General features: G+C 69.8%; 16 protein-coding genes and 1 tRNA gene. 4 read left to right on the forward strand and 13 right to left on the reverse strand.

Going from position 1 to position 17,350, the window contains the following annotated elements; genetic code table 11:
* Positions 1-38: 38 nt before the first annotated feature.
* Both ASE12_RS03090 and ASE12_RS03095 read right to left on the reverse strand, forming a co-directional pair.
* Positions 39-4,211, reverse strand: a complete 4,173-nt coding sequence (locus ASE12_RS03090) for a putative Ig domain-containing protein (RefSeq protein ID WP_056396814.1) — start codon at positions 4,209-4,211, stop codon at positions 39-41.
* 130 nt (positions 4,212-4,341) lie between these two features.
* Entirely contained in the window at positions 4,342-4,701 is a 360-nt protein-coding gene (locus ASE12_RS03095) for a hypothetical protein (RefSeq protein WP_056396815.1), read from the reverse strand.
* A gap of 123 nt (positions 4,702-4,824) precedes the next feature.
* Between ASE12_RS03095 and ASE12_RS03100 the strand changes: the two genes are divergently transcribed.
* From ASE12_RS03100 to ASE12_RS03115, 4 genes are all read left to right on the forward strand, one after another.
* Positions 4,825-5,070: a hypothetical protein gene (locus ASE12_RS03100; RefSeq protein ID WP_056396819.1), complete on the forward strand. Its 246-nt coding sequence runs from the start codon at positions 4,825-4,827 to the stop codon at positions 5,068-5,070.
* Between the two features lie 2 nt (positions 5,071-5,072).
* A complete protein-coding gene (locus ASE12_RS03105; RefSeq protein ID WP_235508833.1) occupies positions 5,073-6,203 on the forward strand; it encodes a cupin domain-containing protein in 1,131 nt (376 codons plus the stop codon).
* On the forward strand, positions 6,200-7,111 hold the full coding sequence (locus ASE12_RS03110; protein WP_056396822.1) for a sucrase ferredoxin: 912 nt from the start codon (positions 6,200-6,202) through the stop codon (positions 7,109-7,111). Before ASE12_RS03105 ends, ASE12_RS03110 begins: the two co-directional genes overlap by 4 nt.
* Before the next feature lie 160 nt (positions 7,112-7,271).
* On the forward strand, positions 7,272-8,435 hold the full coding sequence (locus ASE12_RS03115) for a CHAP domain-containing protein (protein WP_056396825.1): 1,164 nt from the start codon (positions 7,272-7,274) through the stop codon (positions 8,433-8,435).
* 124 nt (positions 8,436-8,559) lie between these two features.
* Here ASE12_RS03115 and ASE12_RS03120 read toward each other — a convergent pair whose 3' ends face one another.
* The 11 genes from ASE12_RS03120 to ASE12_RS03170 all read right to left on the reverse strand — a co-directional run bounded on the left by ASE12_RS03120 (position 8,560) and on the right by ASE12_RS03170 (position 17,247).
* A complete protein-coding gene (locus ASE12_RS03120; RefSeq protein ID WP_056404494.1) occupies positions 8,560-9,624 on the reverse strand; it encodes a DMT family transporter in 1,065 nt (354 codons plus the stop codon).
* A gap of 216 nt (positions 9,625-9,840) precedes the next feature.
* Positions 9,841-9,914, reverse strand: a tRNA-Pro gene (locus tag ASE12_RS03125).
* A 54-nt stretch (positions 9,915-9,968) separates the two neighbouring features.
* Positions 9,969-11,294: a ribosome biogenesis GTPase Der gene (gene der, locus ASE12_RS03130; RefSeq protein WP_056214093.1), complete on the reverse strand. Its 1,326-nt coding sequence runs from the start codon at positions 11,292-11,294 to the stop codon at positions 9,969-9,971.
* A complete protein-coding gene (locus ASE12_RS03135) occupies positions 11,287-11,973 on the reverse strand; it encodes a 1-acyl-sn-glycerol-3-phosphate acyltransferase (protein WP_056396827.1) in 687 nt (228 codons plus the stop codon). Before ASE12_RS03135 ends, der begins: the two co-directional genes overlap by 8 nt.
* Positions 11,970-12,632: a (d)CMP kinase gene (gene cmk / locus ASE12_RS03140; protein ID WP_082582045.1), complete on the reverse strand. Its 663-nt coding sequence runs from the start codon at positions 12,630-12,632 to the stop codon at positions 11,970-11,972. Before cmk ends, ASE12_RS03135 begins: the two co-directional genes overlap by 4 nt.
* A gap of 14 nt (positions 12,633-12,646) precedes the next feature.
* A complete protein-coding gene (locus ASE12_RS03145) occupies positions 12,647-13,717 on the reverse strand; it encodes a prephenate dehydrogenase (RefSeq protein ID WP_056396831.1) in 1,071 nt (356 codons plus the stop codon).
* The gene (locus ASE12_RS03150; RefSeq protein WP_056396832.1) at positions 13,714-14,439 is read right to left on the reverse strand and encodes a pseudouridine synthase; all 726 of its coding nucleotides are present in this window, start codon (positions 14,437-14,439) and stop codon (positions 13,714-13,716) included. Before ASE12_RS03150 ends, ASE12_RS03145 begins: the two co-directional genes overlap by 4 nt.
* A complete protein-coding gene (scpB, locus tag ASE12_RS03155) occupies positions 14,432-15,175 on the reverse strand; it encodes an SMC-Scp complex subunit ScpB (RefSeq protein ID WP_200954954.1) in 744 nt (247 codons plus the stop codon). Before scpB ends, ASE12_RS03150 begins: the two co-directional genes overlap by 8 nt.
* Positions 15,168-16,070, reverse strand: coding sequence for a ScpA family protein (locus tag ASE12_RS03160; protein WP_056396833.1), 903 nt, complete (start codon positions 16,068-16,070; stop codon positions 15,168-15,170). Before ASE12_RS03160 ends, scpB begins: the two co-directional genes overlap by 8 nt.
* A complete protein-coding gene (locus ASE12_RS03165; RefSeq protein ID WP_056396835.1) occupies positions 16,067-16,414 on the reverse strand; it encodes a hypothetical protein in 348 nt (115 codons plus the stop codon). The genes ASE12_RS03160 and ASE12_RS03165 overlap by 4 nt, the downstream gene beginning before the upstream one ends.
* A complete protein-coding gene (locus tag ASE12_RS03170; protein WP_056396836.1) occupies positions 16,399-17,247 on the reverse strand; it encodes a ParA family protein in 849 nt (282 codons plus the stop codon). Before ASE12_RS03170 ends, ASE12_RS03165 begins: the two co-directional genes overlap by 16 nt.
* Positions 17,248-17,350: the final 103 nt, after the last annotated feature.

The raw sequence follows: 17,350 nt of genomic DNA on the forward strand, positions 1-17,350 counted from the left end.
GCCCCCTGGCCGCGGCTCGGACCGCGGCCAGGGGGACGTCACAGCACCGCCGGGCCGGCCAGCACGGCGAACTGGCTCGACGGGTTCCAGACCGCATTGCCGTCGTACGTCGCGGTGGCGCCGAGGTTGAGCACGACCAGCGTCGTCGCCACGACCGACATCGTGCACGTCACCTTGCCGTCGCTGCCCGTCGTGCCGGTGCAGACGTTCGCCAGCACGGTCTTGAAGTTGATCGTCTGGCCGGCGATCGGCTCGGCCGGCCAGCCGCCCGTGAGCTTCGCCTTGACGACGCCGACGTTGAGGTTGACGTTCGCCGACGAGCTCGAGGCGCTCGTGCTGAGCACCACAGGCTCGACGGTCAGCGTCGTCGCACCCTTCACGACCTTGATCGAGAGCTCACGGGTGTCCGACTTGGCCGGATTCTCCCCATCGGTGACCTTGACCGTGAACGTCGAGGTGCCGAGCGGTCCGGTCGCCGAGCCGGTGATCGTGCCGTCGGAGTGCAACGTCAGTCCGGCGGGCAGCGAACCGCTCTCCAGCGAGAAGTCGTACGGGGGCTGACCACCGGTCGCGGCAATCGTCCCCGTGTACGTCGTGTGGTACGCCGCGTCGGGCAGCGAGCCGGTGCTGATCGAGACGTGCGGCACGATCTCGAGCGTCAGGTGGATGACCGAGTCCGGGGCGACGCCGTTGCTCGCCCGGACCGTGATCGCGTACGTTCCGACGGCGCCGTCGGTCGGGGTGCCGGTGATCGAGGCGGTGCCGTTGCCGTGGTCGACGAACGAGAGCCCGTCCGGCAGCGTGCCGGTCGACGTCAGCTCAGCAACCGGGTAGCCGTCGCTGGAGAACACGACGGAGCCGCTGGAGCCGGCGACGAGTCGCGCGTCGGTCGGCCCGTCGAGCTCCGGGGCCTCCTTGACGACGACGTGGACGCCGCGCGTGGCATCGTCACCGACACCGTTCGTGGCCTTGACCGTGACGTCGTACTCGCCGCCTGTGCTGTCGGCGGGGGTGCCGGTGATCTTCGCGGTTCCGGTGCCGTTGAGCGACAGGCCGCTCGGCAGGCCGCTCGCGGTCAGCGTCGGCTTCGGGAAGCCCGTCGTGGTGAACGCACTCGAGGTGCCGGCGGTGCCGACCGTGAAGGTCGCGGAGGCGGGTCCGTCGAGCGACGGCGCCTCGTTGACGGTCAGCGTGAACGGCCAGGTCGCCGGCGGCGGAGTGCCGTTGTCGCCGGTGATGGTGATGTCGTAGACGCCGCCGGTGCCGTTCTGAGGTGTCCCGCTGATCGTGCCCTTGCCGCCGTCCTGCGGCGTGAACTGCACGCCCGCCGGGAGCTGGCTCGTGGTGCCGAGCGTCGCCGACGGGTAGCCCGAGATCTGCTCGAACAGGTCGGGACCGCCTGCCTGTCCGACGGTGTAGGTCGAGGCGGAGGGGCCGGTCAGCTTCGGCGCCTCGTGCAGCTTGAGGTGGAAGGTCGTCGTGCCGGTGCCGGCCTCGTTGGTGGCCGACACGGTGATCGTGAAGATGCCGCCGGGCCCTGACGTCGGTGTGCCCGACAGCGTCGCGGTGCCGTCGCCGTTGTCGTGGAACGTGACACCCGCAGGTAGGTCCCCGGTCTGGCTGAGCGTCGCCTGGGGCGTGCCGGCCGAGGTGAACGTGACCGGCGCGCCAGCGCTGCCGATCGTGTAGTCCGCGCTCTCAGGACCGGTGACCGTCGGGGTGACCTGCTGGACCTCGACCGCGCCGATGTCGCACTTGGCGCCCTGGGGGCGAGCAATGTCGCGCTGGTCCGTGCCGCCGGATGCGCAGAGCGTGACGGGGTTGCCGGACACCGCGTCGGTGAGACCGGTCGACGTGCCGGCCGGGATGCGGTCGAGCGCCGGGCTCGCCGGTGCCGGGAGACGCGTACGAGTCGGTCCGCCGTTGTCGACGAGCGCTCCCAGCTGCGGAGCTGCGGCGACGTCGTTCTTGGCCGGGGTGAAGCCACAGCTCGCGTCTGAGGGATCGCTCAGGTTGCGTCCGCCGTCAGTCACCGCGCCCGAGCACTCGGGCCCGGAGTTGCCGGAGATGATCGTTCCGGCGATGCCGACCTGCGACGGTGCCAGCAGGTAGAGCGAGCCGGTGCCGCCGCTCGCCGCGGTGTTGTCGGTGATCGTGCTGCGGGTGATCGTCAACGGGTGGGCCTGCTCGATCGCTCCGATCACGGTGGTGCTGGTGTTGCCCGTGATCGTGCTGTTGTCGATCGTGGCGGTGTTCGTCGCTCCTGATCCGGGTGAGTAGGTCAGCAGAGCCGATGCGCCGTACGCGTCGTTGCCCGAGATCGTGCTCGAACGGATCGTCAGCTTGGTCGATGCGTTGGCGGTGTTGGAGCCGCTGTAGACGCCGGCGCCCAACCCCGTGGTGCCGGTCGTGTGCGCAGCGTGGTTGCCGCTGATCGTGGCGTGCGATATCGCGGTCACGCCGCTGTTGAGCATCGCGCCGCCGCCGAGGTTGGAGGCGGTGTTGTCGCGGAAGTCGGTGCCGTCGAACGTCGCAGGTGCGCCGTCGCCGACCAGCACGCCGCCGCCGCCGATCGCCGTGTTGCCGTCGATGTGTCCCCCATTGGACGTCAGCGTCGCGTTCTTGACCGTGACGACGCCGCCTCCCCCGCTGGCTGCAGTGTTGTTGGTGACCTCGGCGCCGGCAAGGCCCAGCTTCGGGGTGTCACTTCCGGCAGTCGAGCCGTTGTAGAGCCCGCCGCCCTGGAACGACGCCGAGTTGGACCGGACAGCGGACGAGCGGATCGTGGTGTCGCCCGAGGTGTAGACGCCGCCACCGACCACCGCGGTGTTGTTCTCGATGGAAGAGCCGTGTCGTACCTCGGTCGTCACGCCACCGCCGAGGGCGAGACCGCCGCCGTAGACGGCCGACGAGTTGTTGGAGACGACCGTGTCGTCGAGGGTCAGTGTGCTCGTGGTGGCGGCAGACGGCCGGGCCGCCCAGACGCCACCACCGACGCCGGCGCTCGCGTGCGTCGCCTGGTTGAGGTTCAGGGTGCTCGAGTTGAGCGTCGTGTCCGGGGCGGTCGTGTAGAGACCGCCACCGAACTGCGCCGTGTTGCGCGACAACGTCAGACCGGTCGCCTGGAAGGTTGATGTCGCCGCGATGCCGCCTCCGGCCACGGCGTTGCTGCTCGCGCCTCCACCGGCAATGGTCGTGCCGGTCAACGTCAGCAAGGGAACCGCCGGAGCCGCTCCGCCGTGATAGATGCCGCCGCCGTACCCGGAGGACGCGCCCGTACCGGTCGCCCGGTTGCCGGTCATCGACGCGTTCTTGATCGTCGTGGTGCCTGAGGTGAACACGCCTCCGCCGAGGCCCGAGACACCGTTGGCGCTGCCCGCCGCGGTGTTGTCGTCGAGCGTCGTGCCCGTGATGTCCAGGATGCCGGCGGCCGCGGAAGCGGTCTTGCCAACGACGTTGACGCCGCCGCCCCAGCCCTGGGCCAGCGCTCCGGCCGTTGCCGTGTTCTGGCTGATCGAGCCGTTGGTGACGGTCAATGCGCCGCCGCCGGCCACTGTCGCTCCGCCGCCGGACACCGCGCTGTTGGAGCGCACGTCGACGCCGGTCAGCTTCGCCGTCCCGGCGACGTACAGACCGCCACCGCTGGATGCCCCGGTGTTGCTGGTGACCGCGCCACCGTTCATCGTCAGCGATCCCCCGGCGTACACGACAGCCCCGGCACCGAGCGAGCTCTTGTTGGCGGTGATCGTCACGTCGTTCGTCGTGACCGTCGTGCCGGCCTGGACCCGGAGGCCGCCGCCGAACGTCGAGTTGTTCAAGCCGCCCCTGATCGTCAGGTTGGTCAGCGTGACCGGGGCGGCGCCGGTGGCCGCGATCGTGGAGCCGGCGTTGTTGCCGTCGAGCACGACGCTGCCGGTGCCCACGACCTTCGCGCCCTTGGCGGCGAACGTCGTGATCCCGGTGTACGTACCGGCGGCGACGTTGATCGTGTCACCGCTGACGAACCCGCCCTTGCCGAGGACGCCGGCGATGCTGGCGCACGCGGTGGCTGGCGAGGTGCAGCTGGCGAGGTTGCTGCCGTTCGGCGCCACGTACCACGGCCCTGCCGCGGACGCGGGTGAGGCGACGAGAAGGGAGGCGGTCAGGGCGGTGAGCGCGACGGTGACCGCCGCGAGCGGGCGCTTGATGGCGCGACGGGAGGAAGCGGACACGGGAGCTCCTGGGCGACCGAGGTGGGAGGGGTCCTCGGACTGCTCGGATGCTAGCCGTGAAATGGGTCACATGTACGAGAAATGCCGGAAATTGCCGTGCGACCACGCGAGATCACCGTCCTACGCGGCACTACTCCTCGCGCTTCCACTTCCCGCGGCCGAACATGCGACCGAAGCGGTCGGCGATCGAGCTGCCGGTGTCGTCTCGTGCGTCGGCGCGGAACACCGGCGAGTCGTCGGGCTCCGGCAGCTGCGCCGCCTCGTCGGCCGTCAACGACGTGCGTACGTAGGCCGTCGTGATCGTGCCGACGTGATCGGCATCGACGAACCGGGTGCCGTTGGGGGTCTCCACGACGATCCCGTCGAACACGCTGACCTCCTCGACCACCAGCACTGCGGCGACCGTGCCGAACTGCTGGCCGTCGCTGGACTGCACAGGCGTACCGGGCTCGAGGGCGGTGTACGCGATGGGGGTGGGCTCGTCGGTCATGCGCCCACCATAAACGCTGGCACCTGAGCAATCCCGACTCTTGGGTTGTCCGAGGTTGATCCGGGGTACCAGACTGTCACGTGCCGCCCCTTGGGCGGCAACCTTCCCGCTACAGGAGGACACATGACGAACACCCCCGAAGAGCCACTCAACGACGACGACCTCGTCACCAGCCCGGCCGGCGGCACGACCGGAGGCGGAGGTGACGCCGACGGGACCGATGGCGGCGATGCTGATGGCACCGACGGAGACGGCACCGACGGCACGGACGGCGACACGACCGACTCGGACGGCACCGACGGCGACGGGACCGACTCCGATGGCACCGATGGCGATGCCACGGACACGACGGACGGCGACGCGTCCTGACCGTGCCCACGCCCGCGCTCGACCTGCTGAGCGGTGACGCCCAGACCTTCGTGTCGAAGGTCTGGGCGTCGCAGGTGCACCTGCATCGAGCCGATCCGGCCGAGCTGATCGGTCTGCTGTCGCTGGACGACGTCGACACCCTGCTCACGTCCTCCGCCATCCGCACGCCCTCGATCCGGCTGGCCCAGGACGGCTCCGTCCTGCCCGAGTCGGCCTACACCCGCAGCGCCACCCTGGCCGGCAAACCGTTGAGCGGGCTGGTCGACGCCCGCAAGGCCTTGGCCCTGTTCGACGGCGGCGCCACGATCGTCTTCCAAGGCTTGCACCGCTACTGGCCGCCGCTCACCCGGCTCGTCGCCGAGCTCGAGCTCGATCTCGGCCACCCGTGCCAGGCCAACGCCTATCTCACTCCCCCGGGGTCGCAAGGCTTCGCCGTGCACAGCGACTCGCACGACGTCTTCGTCTTCCAGACGGCCGGCTCGAAGCAGTGGGAGGTCCACGGGCCCGACGGCGTCGATGACGTCCTCCTCGAGCCGGGGCTGTCGATGTACCTGCCCACCGGCACACCGCACGCGGCCCGCGCGCAGGACACCGTCTCCCTGCACGTCACGATCGGCATCAACCAGCTGACCTGGCGAGGGCTGGTCGAGCGCAGCCTCGCCGACGTCGTGCGCCAGACCCCTGACGAGCACCTGCCCGCCGGCTACCTCGACGAGCCGGCTGAGCTCTCCGAAGAACTGGCTCGCCGACTCGAGTCGCTCGCCGACCAGATCCGCGCTGTCGACACGACCGCAGCGGTCGAGGCCGAGGTGCGTCGCTTCCTCACCAGCCGCAGCCCGCGGCTCGAGGGCGGCCTGCACGACGTCCTCGCTCTCGGCGCGATCGACGACCACACCCCCTTGCGGCGCCGCGCCGGGCACCCGTGCGTGCTGCTCTCGCGGGACGACCGGATCACCGTGCTGCTCGGTGACCGCTCCATCGACATGCCCGGGTGGTTGCAGCCGGCCATGGAGGAGCTGCGCGCACGACGCGAGCTGGTCCCGCATGACCTCGCCGCGCACCTCGACCCGCAGAGCCGCGTGGTGCTCTGTCGCCGCCTGGTCCGAGAAGGGCTCCTCGAGGTCTCTCGGTGACCTCGCGCGACCCGGCCTTCCGCTGCGCAGTCGCCAGCGAGCAGCGCGACGAGCCGATGACCGGCACGGCCTCGACCGTTCGCGCGTTCCTGCTGGTCGAGCACGCCGGTCCCTGGGGCGTCAACGCGCTGCGCGACGCGCGCCTGCCCGACGGGCTGGGTGAGTCGCTCACGCGGGCCGCAGCGGCTGCCAAGGTCCGCCCACTGCTCATACGCCGACCTGATCGCCGCGACACCTCCGAGGCCATCAGGGTCTTCGCGGCGTTCGCTCACCCCGCACGCTCATGGACCGAGACGACCCAACTGACCGATCCTCACCAGCTGCTCGGCCTCGACCTTGCGGCGCTGGGTGCCGGCCGATCCATGGGCCTGACGCCGTACGACGGGACGCTCCTGTGCGTGTGCACCCACGGCCGCCACGACGCCTGCTGCGCCGAGCGCGGCCGTCCGGTGGCTGCGGCCCTGGGTGCCGCCTTCCCCGAGGAGACCTGGGAGGTCTCGCACATCGGCGGCGACCGCTACGCGGGCAACATGCTGGTGCTCCCCCAGGGCCTCTACTACGGGCGTCTGGACGCCGATTCGGCCGTGCAGGTCGCCGAGGCGCACGCCGCCGGCGACCTCGACCTCGGTCACCTGCGTGGCCGCTCCTCGTACGCGATGCCGGTGCAGTTCGCCGAGCTGGCCCTGCGCAGGCATCTGGGTGAGACCCGTGAGGACGCCGTACGGCTGGTGTCCCGCCAGCGATCCGGTGATCTGACCGACGCGACGTTCGCCGTCGACGACGAACAGTGGATGTTGCAGGTGCGCACAGCGCCAGGCGCCGAGCTGCTCCAGCTCACGTGCCGGGCGACCCGCGACAATCCTGTGCCTGCCCACGAGATCGTGTCGATCAGCCGTCTCGGCGGCTGACGATGACCGACCCCGCCGGAACCGCGCCAGGAGTCACGCCGACGCCGCATCGCGGCTGCCCTGGACAAGCCGTACCGTTGCATCTGCATCGCGAAGCAGGCGCATGTGAAGGTCACGTACACGTGGTAGGTCACCAGCGCTGAACGCATCGAGGGGAACCATGAACGCCGTCCGCAAGGTCACGCTCGCGCTGGCTGCTGTGCTGTTCGGCTCCCTGCTGGTGGCCGCTCCGTCCTCCGCCGCCACGCCCAAGCCGACCTCGACCATCTGCAAGGGCTTCTCCGCGTGCGAGAGCGCGGGGCGCTCCACCCACGGCTACGCGCCGGTCTACAAGCAGAGCTATTGGTACATGCTGACCGGCCACAACTGCACCAACTACGTTGCCTATCGCCTGACCCACAACGGTCGGATGACCTCGCGTCCCGAGGGCACCGACGACGGCGGGACGTGGGGCACGCAGGCAGCCAAGGTGGGCATCCCCGTGGCCACCACACCCAAGGTCGGGGACATCGCATGGTGGCCTCGCAACTACCACGGCGTCGGCTCCCTCGGTCACGTGGCGTACGTCGAGAGGGTCTACTCGGACGGCTCGGTGCTCATCAGCGAGGACTCGTACCAGGACACCTTCTACTACAAGCGCGTCTATCGTGGGAACGCCTACTGGCCCAAGGGCTTCATCCGCTACCCCTCCGCCGATGGCTCGCCCACGGGCCGCTTCTCGGCCACCGCCACCAACCGCCCCGGCGACGACAACCTGACCATCAAGACCTCCGGCTTCGTCACCGACCCGGACGTGGTGGTCGCTGACCCCACCGTCGCCCGCGAGAGCCTTCGCGTGGAGATCATCGGCATCGAGGGCACGTCGTTGCAGTGGTCCAAGACCTACGCGAACAGCGTCTACGCCTACTGGAACCAGCCCTTCTCCGTCCCCCAAGGCGTCTACACCGTGACGTACACGGCACTGAACGAGAACCTCGGCTCCGACACCGTCCTGGGAACCAAGACGGTGCGGGTCAGCGATCCGACCAAGACCACGATGAGCGTCACCGACTACGACTACCGCTACGGCGGTCGTCCGTACGTCAAGGGCACCGTCGCCAACACCGCCGACCCGACCGAGGTCTACCCGGTCGGCACGGTGACGGTCAAGGACGGGACCAAGGTGCTGACCACCAAGACGATCACGGCAGCCAGCAAGGGCGTCATGGCCTCGTACCGCCTGCCGAGTCTGTCCAAGGGCAAGCACACCATCCGGGTCTCGTTCGTCCCGGCGTCGTCTGCGTTCAAGTCCTCGACGGCCTACAAGTACGTCACCGTGCACTAGGACCACACCCAGCGGTGCATGAGCACACAGCGTCCCGTCATCGAGAGCACGGTTCAGCCAATTGACCGGGCGCAAGGTGCGGGCGGGGGCCGACCCCGTACGAACGGAATCCGCCCGTCCCGTCCTAGTGCTGGTGTCGGTGGTGCGCGTCCGGGTAGTGCTCGTGCGCGTGTGTCGTCGCCTCGTGAGAATGAGAGTGCTTGTGCCGGAACCCGGGTGTGACAGGGCCGTCATGCTCGTGGTCGTGGTGCAGATCGTCGTGCGTGTGCCCATGGTCGTGCTGAATCGCATCGTGGGTGTGAGTGTGCTCGTGGCGTTCGGCCAGGTGCATCGAGACGCCGATCCCCATGAGCAGTCCGGCGACGACAAGAGGCCACGTGATCGCATCCCCGAGCGCGATGGCGAGCAGAGCGCCGAAGAACGGAGCGACGGTGAAGTACGCGCCAGCCCGCGCGGTCCCGACGTGGCGCATGGCGTAGATGAACAGGGCCAGGCTCACCCCGTAGGCGAAGAACCCGACGGTCAGCGCTCCGATGACGTCAGGGACACCGGGGAGAGATTGACTGCCGATGCTGAGGGCGAGCAGTAGGTTCACCGGCCCTGCCACGCCACCCTTCACGGCGGCCAGCCAGATCGCGTCGTTCAGAGCGACCTTGCGGGTGAGGTTGTTGTCCAGCCCCCAGCACAGGCACGCGCCGAGCACCGCAAGGGATGCCCACGCGCTACCGGACTCGGTGCCCCCGCGTGCGCTCAGCACCACGGCCCCCGCACTGATGGCCACCATCCCCAGAGCGATGCGGCGGTCGAAGTTCTCGCGGAACACGAACCAGGCAATGAGCGCCGTGAAGACACCTTCTGCATTCAGAAGCAGCGCGGCTGCCGACGAAGGGAGGCTCGTCAGCCCGAGCATGAGCAGCACCGGGGCGAGCATGCCGCCGAAGAGCACGGCACCAGCCAGCGGCACCCACTCTCCCTCTGCCAGCCGGACTCTCGGGGCACGACGGGCCAGCCGATAGAGCATCAGTCCGAGTCCGGACCCGCAGTAGAGCAGGCCAGCGAGCAGCCACGGGCTCGTGCCCCCGCCGAGCAGTTCCCCGGCAAGCGGGGTGCCCGCACCGAACAGAGCAGCTGACAGCAGAGCCGCCTGCACACCGACGTTCCTGAACCCGTGATCGCGTGGGGACGGCATCCTCCAAGCGTACGTCTCGCGGCAGCACGAGCCCATGAAGCCAGGGTGAGGGGGGCTCGTCGCCGAGTGACAGCAGCGGAGCAGCGACCGCTGGTGCCCTTCGACGAGTGCACGGCGAGACATTCTCGTGACATCGAACGCAGCGCGCCCCTCTCCGGTGGTGATCGGAGAGGGGCGCTGTGTGTTCTGACCTGCACAAACGTGCAGCGTACAACGTCGGGCTGACAGGATTTGAACCTGCGACCCCCTGACCCCCAGTCAGGTGCGCTACCAAGCTGCGCTACAGCCCGTTGTACCGAAGAGGAACTTTACCGCAGCGTGCTGCGCGTCCCTGCAGCGGTCGATCAGCGGCGCTCACGCTTCTTGCGCGGACGCTGCTGCAGGTGGATCGGCGACCCCACGAAGCCGAACTCCTCGCGGAGCCGACGCTCGATGAACCGCATGTAGGACGCCTCGAGCTTGCCCGAGGTGAACAGCACGAACGTCGGCGGAGCCGTCGACGCCTGCGTGCCGAACATGATCTTGGGCTGCTTGCCGCCGCGCACCGGGTGCGGGTGTTCCGCGACGAGACGACCGAGGAACGCGTTGAGGGCGCCCGTGGTCACGCGCGTCTCCCAGCCCTCGAGCGCGGCGTCCAGCGCGCGTACGAGCCGGTCGATGTGCCAGCCGGTGCGCGCGGTGATGTTGATCGTCGGCGCCCACGGCACCTGGACGAGCTCTCGCTCGATCTCGCGCTCGAGGTAGTAGCGGCGCTCCTCGTCGACGAGGTCCCACTTGTTGAACGCGACGATGAGCGCGCGGCCCGCCTCGGCGACCGAGCTGATGATGCGGGTGTCCTGCTCGGTGAGCGGCTGGCTGCCGTCGATGATCACGACCGCGACCTCGGCCCGGTCGATCGCCGAGCTCGTGCGGAGGCTGGCGTAGTACTCGTGGCCGGACGCATCGCGTACACGCCGGCGGATGCCCGCGGTGTCGATGAAGTTCCAGGTGCGGCCGCCCAGCGTCACGATCTCGTCGACCGGGTCGACCGTGGTGCCCGAGGCATCGTCGACGACGACCCGCTCCTCGCCCGCGAGCCGGTTGAGCAGGCTCGACTTGCCGACGTTGGGCTTGCCGACGATCGCGACCCGGCGAGGGCCCTGCGGTGCGTCGAAGTCCTCGGGCGGCGGGCTGGGCAGAGCCTCGAGCACGGCGTCGAGCATGTCGCCGCTCCCGCGGCCGTGCAGCGCCGAGACGGGATAGGGCTCACCGAGCCCCAGGTTCCACAGCCCGGCGGCCTCGGCCTCGGTGCGCTGGTCGTCGACCTTGTTGGCGGCCAGCACGACCGGCTTCTTGGCGGCGCGCAGGATGCGGACGACCTTCTCGTCGACGTCCGTGATGCCGACCGTCGCGTCGACGACGAACAGCACGGCGTCGGCGACCTGGATCGCGATCTCGGCCTGTGCCGCGATGCGCTCGGCCAGGCCGCGGGCGTCGGGGTCCCAGCCGCCGGTGTCGACGACCGTGAACGCGCGACCGTTCCAGTGCGCGTCGTACGAGACGCGGTCACGGGTCACGCCGGGCACGTCCTCGACGACAGCCTCCCGGCGACCGATGATGCGGTTGACCAGGGTCGACTTGCCGACGTTGGGGCGCCCGATCACAGCGAGAACGGGTACAACGTCAGCCATCGGTGGATCCTGTCGGGAGGGGGCCGGGAAGGCCACGCTTGAGCAGTGACTTGGCCCGGGAGACATGAGCACGCAGGTGATCGTGGATCCGATCACCGGCGTCTGCCATTGTCCCACGATCTCGCGGCCAGACCTGCATCGGCAGCTGGATCGGCTCTCCGTAGACGATGTCGAGGCGCGCACCCTTGGCCGGGTGCACGTCCGCGGTCTCACCCGGCTGCCGGGTCCCGAAGATCGCGATCGGCACGACAGGTGCGCCGGAGACCAGCGCCAGATAGGCCACCCCGTTCTTGAACGCGTCGAACTCGCCGTTGCCACGCGTCGCCTCGGGATAGATCAGCACGACCTGGCCGGCGGCCAGGGCCTGCACCGAACGGCGGACCGCGCCGGTGTCGTTGCGGGTCCGACTGACCTTGATCTGGCCGACGAACGTCAACAGCCGGCCCGTACGACCGTGGAACTCCTCCTCCTTGACCAGCGCATGAGGCGGTCGCGGGGCGGTGATGAACAACAGCGGCCCGTCAAGCCAGCCGATGTGGTTGCTCGCGAGGATGACCGGGCCCGTGCGCGCGACGTGCTCGAGGCCGTGCTCGCGGATGTCCCAGCGCCGCCGGAAGTGCCCGCGCGCCAGACGGCGTACGAGGCGCAGCCCGCGCTCGGGCAGCCCGTCGGAGCTCATCGTGACGCGTCGACGATTCCGACGATCGTGTCGATGACCTCTTCGAGCGTGAGGTGTGTGCCGTCGACCACGACGGCGTCGTCGGCCTTGGCCAGCGGCGACGCGGCACGGGTCGAGTCGATCTCGTCGCGCCTGGCCAGCGCCAGCTCGGTCGCGGCGGTGTCGCTGGCTCCGGTCTCGGCGGCACGACGCGCGGCGCGGGCGGCCGGGTCGGCGACGAGGTAGATCTTGACGGGGGCGTCCGGGGCCACGGTCGAGCCGATGTCGCGACCCTCGACGACGATCCCGTTGCTGCGCGCGATGGTGTCGCGCTGCAGGTCGACCAGCATCTCGCGTACGCGCGGCACGGCCGCGACGAGGCTGACGGAACCCGTGACGTCATCGCTGCGGATCGGGCCGGCCACGTCGACGCCGTCGACATGGATCGTGGGCTCCAGCGGATCGGTGCCGGACGTCAGGCGTACGTCGTCGGCGGCCTTGGCGATCGCCTCGGGGTCCTGCAGGTCGACGCCGCGCTCGAGGAGCGCCCAGGTCATCGCGCGGTACATCGCACCGGTGTCGAGGTAGTCCAGGGACAACCGGTCGGCGACACCTCGAGACGTGCTCGACTTGCCCGAGCCCGACGGCCCGTCGATCGCCACGACCAGGGACTTGCTCACGTGTGCCACTCCTTCTAGCGGTATGCGGCCCAGCCGCGTGCGGTCAGTGCCTCGACGAGCGTATCGGCAGAGGTCGCCACGACGGCGATCTCGACCTGGCCGACGGGACGGCCCAGCTCGTGGTCGATGCGGATGTCCTCGATGTTGACCCCGGCCTCGCCCGTGTGCGCCATGAGGCGCGGCAGCTCGCCGGGACGGTCCGGCACGGAGACGAACACCGTGGCCAGGTCCGCGATCTTGTCGCCGTGCTTGCCGGGGATGAGCCGGGTGCCGTCCTGTCCGGACTGCAGCACGCGGCCCAGGCGGTCGGTGTCCGCGCCGATCGCGTCGATGACGCGATCGAGGTCCTCGCGTACGTGCTGCAGCACCGCGCGGACCTGGCCCGCGTTGGCGCCGAGGATGTCCTGCCAGAGCGCGATGTCGCTGCCGGCGATGCGGGTGACGTCGCGGAGCCCCGGTCCGGCCAGGGCGAGGTGTTCACCGGGCGCGCCGTTGAGCTGTGCGGCGGTGAGCACCGAGAGGATGTGCGGCACGTGTGAGACGAGCGCCACCGCGCGGTCGTGGTCGGGAGCGTCCATGACGAGCGGCACTCCCCCGACGAGCTCGGCGAGCCGGACCACGAGGTCGACCGCGTCCTGGTCGGTGCCGTCGGCCGTGGTGACCGCCCAGGGGCGGCCCTCGAACAGTCGCGCGGACGCCGCCATCGGCCCGGAACGCTCGCTCCCGGCCATGGGGTGGCTGCCGACGTACCTCTGGCTGCCGACGAGCTGACCGATCTGCCGTTGCAGGTCCGACTTCACGCTGGCGACGTCGGTGACGGCGGCTGTGGGCCAGTCGTGCAGCACCCGGCGCACCGTGGCGACGACGTCAGCCGGCGGGACCGCGACGATGACGAGCGTCGGCGACTCGACCGGGTCGGCGCTGCCGGCCCCCCGCGAGACCGCGAGCTCGAGGTTGGACGTACGGATGTCCTCCAGGTGCACCTCGACGCCCGCCTCGGACAGCGCGAGTGCCGCGGACGTACCGATGAGACCGCAGCCGATGACCAGGACGGGTCCTGGCAGCGCGGAGGGGGAAGAAGTCACTGGTCAACGCTATCGAACAGGGCCCCGAGCTCGTCGCGGGTCAGGTCACGCATCGCGCCTGACGCCAGGCCACCGATGTGCAACGGCCCGAACGCGGTGCGACTGAGCTCGCGCACGGGATGGCCCGCCGCGTCGAGCAGGCGACGGACGATGCGGTTGCGTCCCATGTGGATGTCGAGCTCGACGAGGGACCGGCCCCGCGACGTGTCCTTGACGAGGAACCGGTCGACCTGCGCCGGACCGTCGTCGAGCTCGATGCCGGCCTTGAGCCTCGCTCCGAGGCCTTCGGGCACTGCGCCGTCGACCAGCGCCACGTACGTCTTGGTGATCTCGAACGAGGGGTGCGCGAGCTTGTGCGCCAGGTCGCCGTCGTTCGTCAGGATCAGCAGGCCCGAGGTGTCGGTGTCGAGGCGGCCCACGTGGAATAGGCGATCGTCGCGGCCGGCGACGATCGTCGACAGGTCCGGTCGGCCGCGCTCGTCGGCCATCGACGTGACGACGCCGCGAGGCTTGTTGAGCATGACGTACGCGTGATCGTTGGGCGGCGGGATGCGCTTGCCGTCGACCCGGATGACGTCGGTCAGCGGATCGACCCGCGCGCCCATCACGTCGATGATCTCGCCGTTCACCTCCACGCGGCCGTTCGCGATCATGTCGTCGCAGCGCCGACGGCTGCCGAGGCCGGCCTGCGCCAGGACCTTCTGCAGGCGGATCTCAGCCACGCGCGTCGTCGTCCTCGTCGGTCGTCTCGGGTTCGACAACGACCTCAGCCTCGGCGTCGGTGTCGTCGGGCGCCTCGGTGTCGTCGCTCGCCTCGGCGTCGCCGATCGAGTCCTGGCCGGCGAGCCCGCCGAGCACCTCCTCGGCACCCGCGAGACCTTCGTCGTCCATGTCCTCGAGCTCGGGCAGGTGACCGGCGATGTCGGGCAGCTCGTCGAGGCTGCCGAGGCCCATGCGCTCCAGGAAGTAGCTCGTCGTGCGGTAGAGGATCGCCCCGCTCTCGGCGTCGACCCCCTCCTCCTCGATCAGACCGCGCGTCACGAGGGTCCGGACGACACCGTCGACGTTGACGCCACGGATCGCCGAGATCCGCGAACGGCTGATGGGCTGCCGGTACGCCACGACGGCCATCGTCTCGAGCGCAGCCTGGGTCAGCCGGGCCTGCTGCCCGTCGAGGATGAATCGCTCGACGGCGCCTGCGAACTCCTCCCGGGTGAAGAATCGCCAGCCGCCGGCGATGTTGCGCAGCTCGAAGCCGCGGCCCTGCTCGGTGTACTCGGCGGCGAGCTCGCCGAGCGCCTGCTCGACGTCGACCGGCGGGTGACCCACGGCCTGGGCCAGTGTCAGGTGGTCGAGCGGCTGGTCGGCGACCATGAGCACGGCCTCGAGGGCGGGCCTCAGGTCGAGCATCTCCAGCTCGAGCTCGTGGGGGCCGGTGGGTACGTGCTGGTCAGTCATCGCTGCTCTCGCGGGGTTCAGGGGTCTCGTCGGTCGTGTCGTCGTCCGGCTGCTCCTCGGCGACGTCCATCGCGGTCGTGTCGTCGGGCGCCGTCATCGGTTCGTCGAACTCGTCGCCGACGTCGATGTCACCGTCATCGGTGCCGGTCCAGCGTACGTGCAGGTCGCCCAGCGGCGTCGCCTGCTCGAAGGCGAGCACGCCTTCGCGGAACAGCTCGAGCACGGCGAGGAAGCGGGCGACCTTGGTCATCAGGTCCGGCGCGTCAGCGGTGAGCGCGCGGAACGTCATCTCGCCCTTGCGGCGCAGCTGGTCGACCACGAGGTGCGCCTGCTCGCGCACGCTGACCTGCGGCGCGTGCAGGTGCGCCAAGGAAAGAATCGGGACCGGCTTGGCCTCGAACGCCTGGGCCGCCAGCTGCGCCAGCTCCTCAGGGCCGATCGAGATCAGCACCTCAGGCAGCAGGTCGGCGAACCTCGGCTCGAGGGTGACGATCCGCGGGAACCGCTTCTGCTCCTCGGCGAGCCGCGCTGCGATCACCCCGGCGACCTGCTTGAACGCGCGGTACTGCATCAGCCGGGCGAACAACAGGTCGCGTGCCTCGAGCAACGCGAGGTCCTCCTCGTCCTCGACCTCGGCCTGCGGCAGCAGCCGCGCCGTCTTGAGGTCGAGCAGCGTCGACGCGACGAGCAGGAAGCTCGTGGTCTGCTCGAGGTCGTCGCCGAGCTCCTTGATGTAGGCGATGAAGTCGCTGGTCACCTTGGACAGCGCGACCTCCGTGATGTCGAGCTGATGCTTGGAGATGAGCTGCAGCAGCAGGTCGAAGGGACCCTCGAAGTTCGTCAGTCCGACGGAGAAGCCGGACGGTGCGGACTCGTCGACGTCCGCGATCGTCACGACTCGCTCAATCGCCGGGCGACATCGCTGTCGGTGCCGCGGGCCTCGAGATCGGCGAGCGCGACGGCCAGAGCCGCCCGGACGAAGCGTCCGCGGTCGACGCTGCGGCCCAGCTCGCTGCGGAGCTTGAGCCTGGCCTGCTCGACGGCGAGCAGCTCGGCCGCCGTGACGTAGACCGTCATCTTCTCGTCGTGCTTGACCCGGCCGCTGGCTGCGACCGCGGCACCGGAATCGCCTTCCTCAGCGGCGGGAGCCGGTGCGGTCGCGCGGAAGAGCTCGTCCACGCCCGGCATCGTGGGTCGCTTGCCGGCACCGCCCGACGACGGTGTCACGCGTCGGGGCATCGAACGAGAACCTCCCTCGCGAGCTGCCGGTAGGAGTCGGCGCCCGGCGACGTGGGGGCGTACTCGGTGATCGGCTCGCCCGCGACCGTGGAGTCGGAGAACTTCACGGTGCGCCGGATGACGGTGTGGAACACCAGGTCGCCCCAGCCCTCGACGAGGGTCGTGAGGACTTCCTTGCCGTGCAGGGTGCGACTGTCGTACATCGTGCCGAGCAGGCCGATGATCTGCAGGTCGTCATTGGTGCGGTCGCGCACCTTCTCGATCGTGTCCTTGAGCAGCGCGACGCCGCGCAGGGCGAAGTACTCGCACTCCAGCGGCACCAGCACGCCGTCGGCGGCCGTGAGCGCGTTGACGGTCAGCAGGCCGAGCGACGGCTGGCAGTCGATCAGGATGACGTCGTAGTCCTTGCGGATCGGCTTGAGGACGCGGGCCAGCACCTGCTCGCGGCCCACCTCGGTGACGAGCCGCATCTCCGCTGCCGACAGGTCGATGTTGGACGGGACGAGGTCCAGCCCGTCGACCGCCGTCGGCATGATCAGGTCCTTGATCGAGATCTCCCGGTCCATCAGGACGTGGTAGATGCTCTGCTCGAGCTCATGGGCGCTGATGCCGAGGCCGACGGTCATCGAGCCCTGCGGGTCGAAGTCGACGAGCAGCACCTTGCGGCCGGTCTCGACGAGCGCGGCGCCGAGGTTGATGGTCGTCGTGGTCTTGCCGACGCCACCCTTCTGGTTGCACATCGCGATGATCGTCGCGGGCTGCCCTGGCTTGCGTGGCTGGGGCTTCGGGAAGTTCGGCATCGGCCGTCCGGTCGGTCCCAGTTCCTTGCTCATCAGCTACCCCTGCACTCGACCTCGACCGGCGGACGAGCGCCACTCTACCGCGAAAAGTCGACTTGACGACCGCCCTCCAGCACCGGATCCGTACGGGTGCCGA

Source organism: Aeromicrobium sp. Root236 (genome assembly GCF_001428805.1).
In the GTDB taxonomy this organism is placed as follows: Bacteria; Actinomycetota; Actinomycetes; order Propionibacteriales; family Nocardioidaceae; genus Aeromicrobium.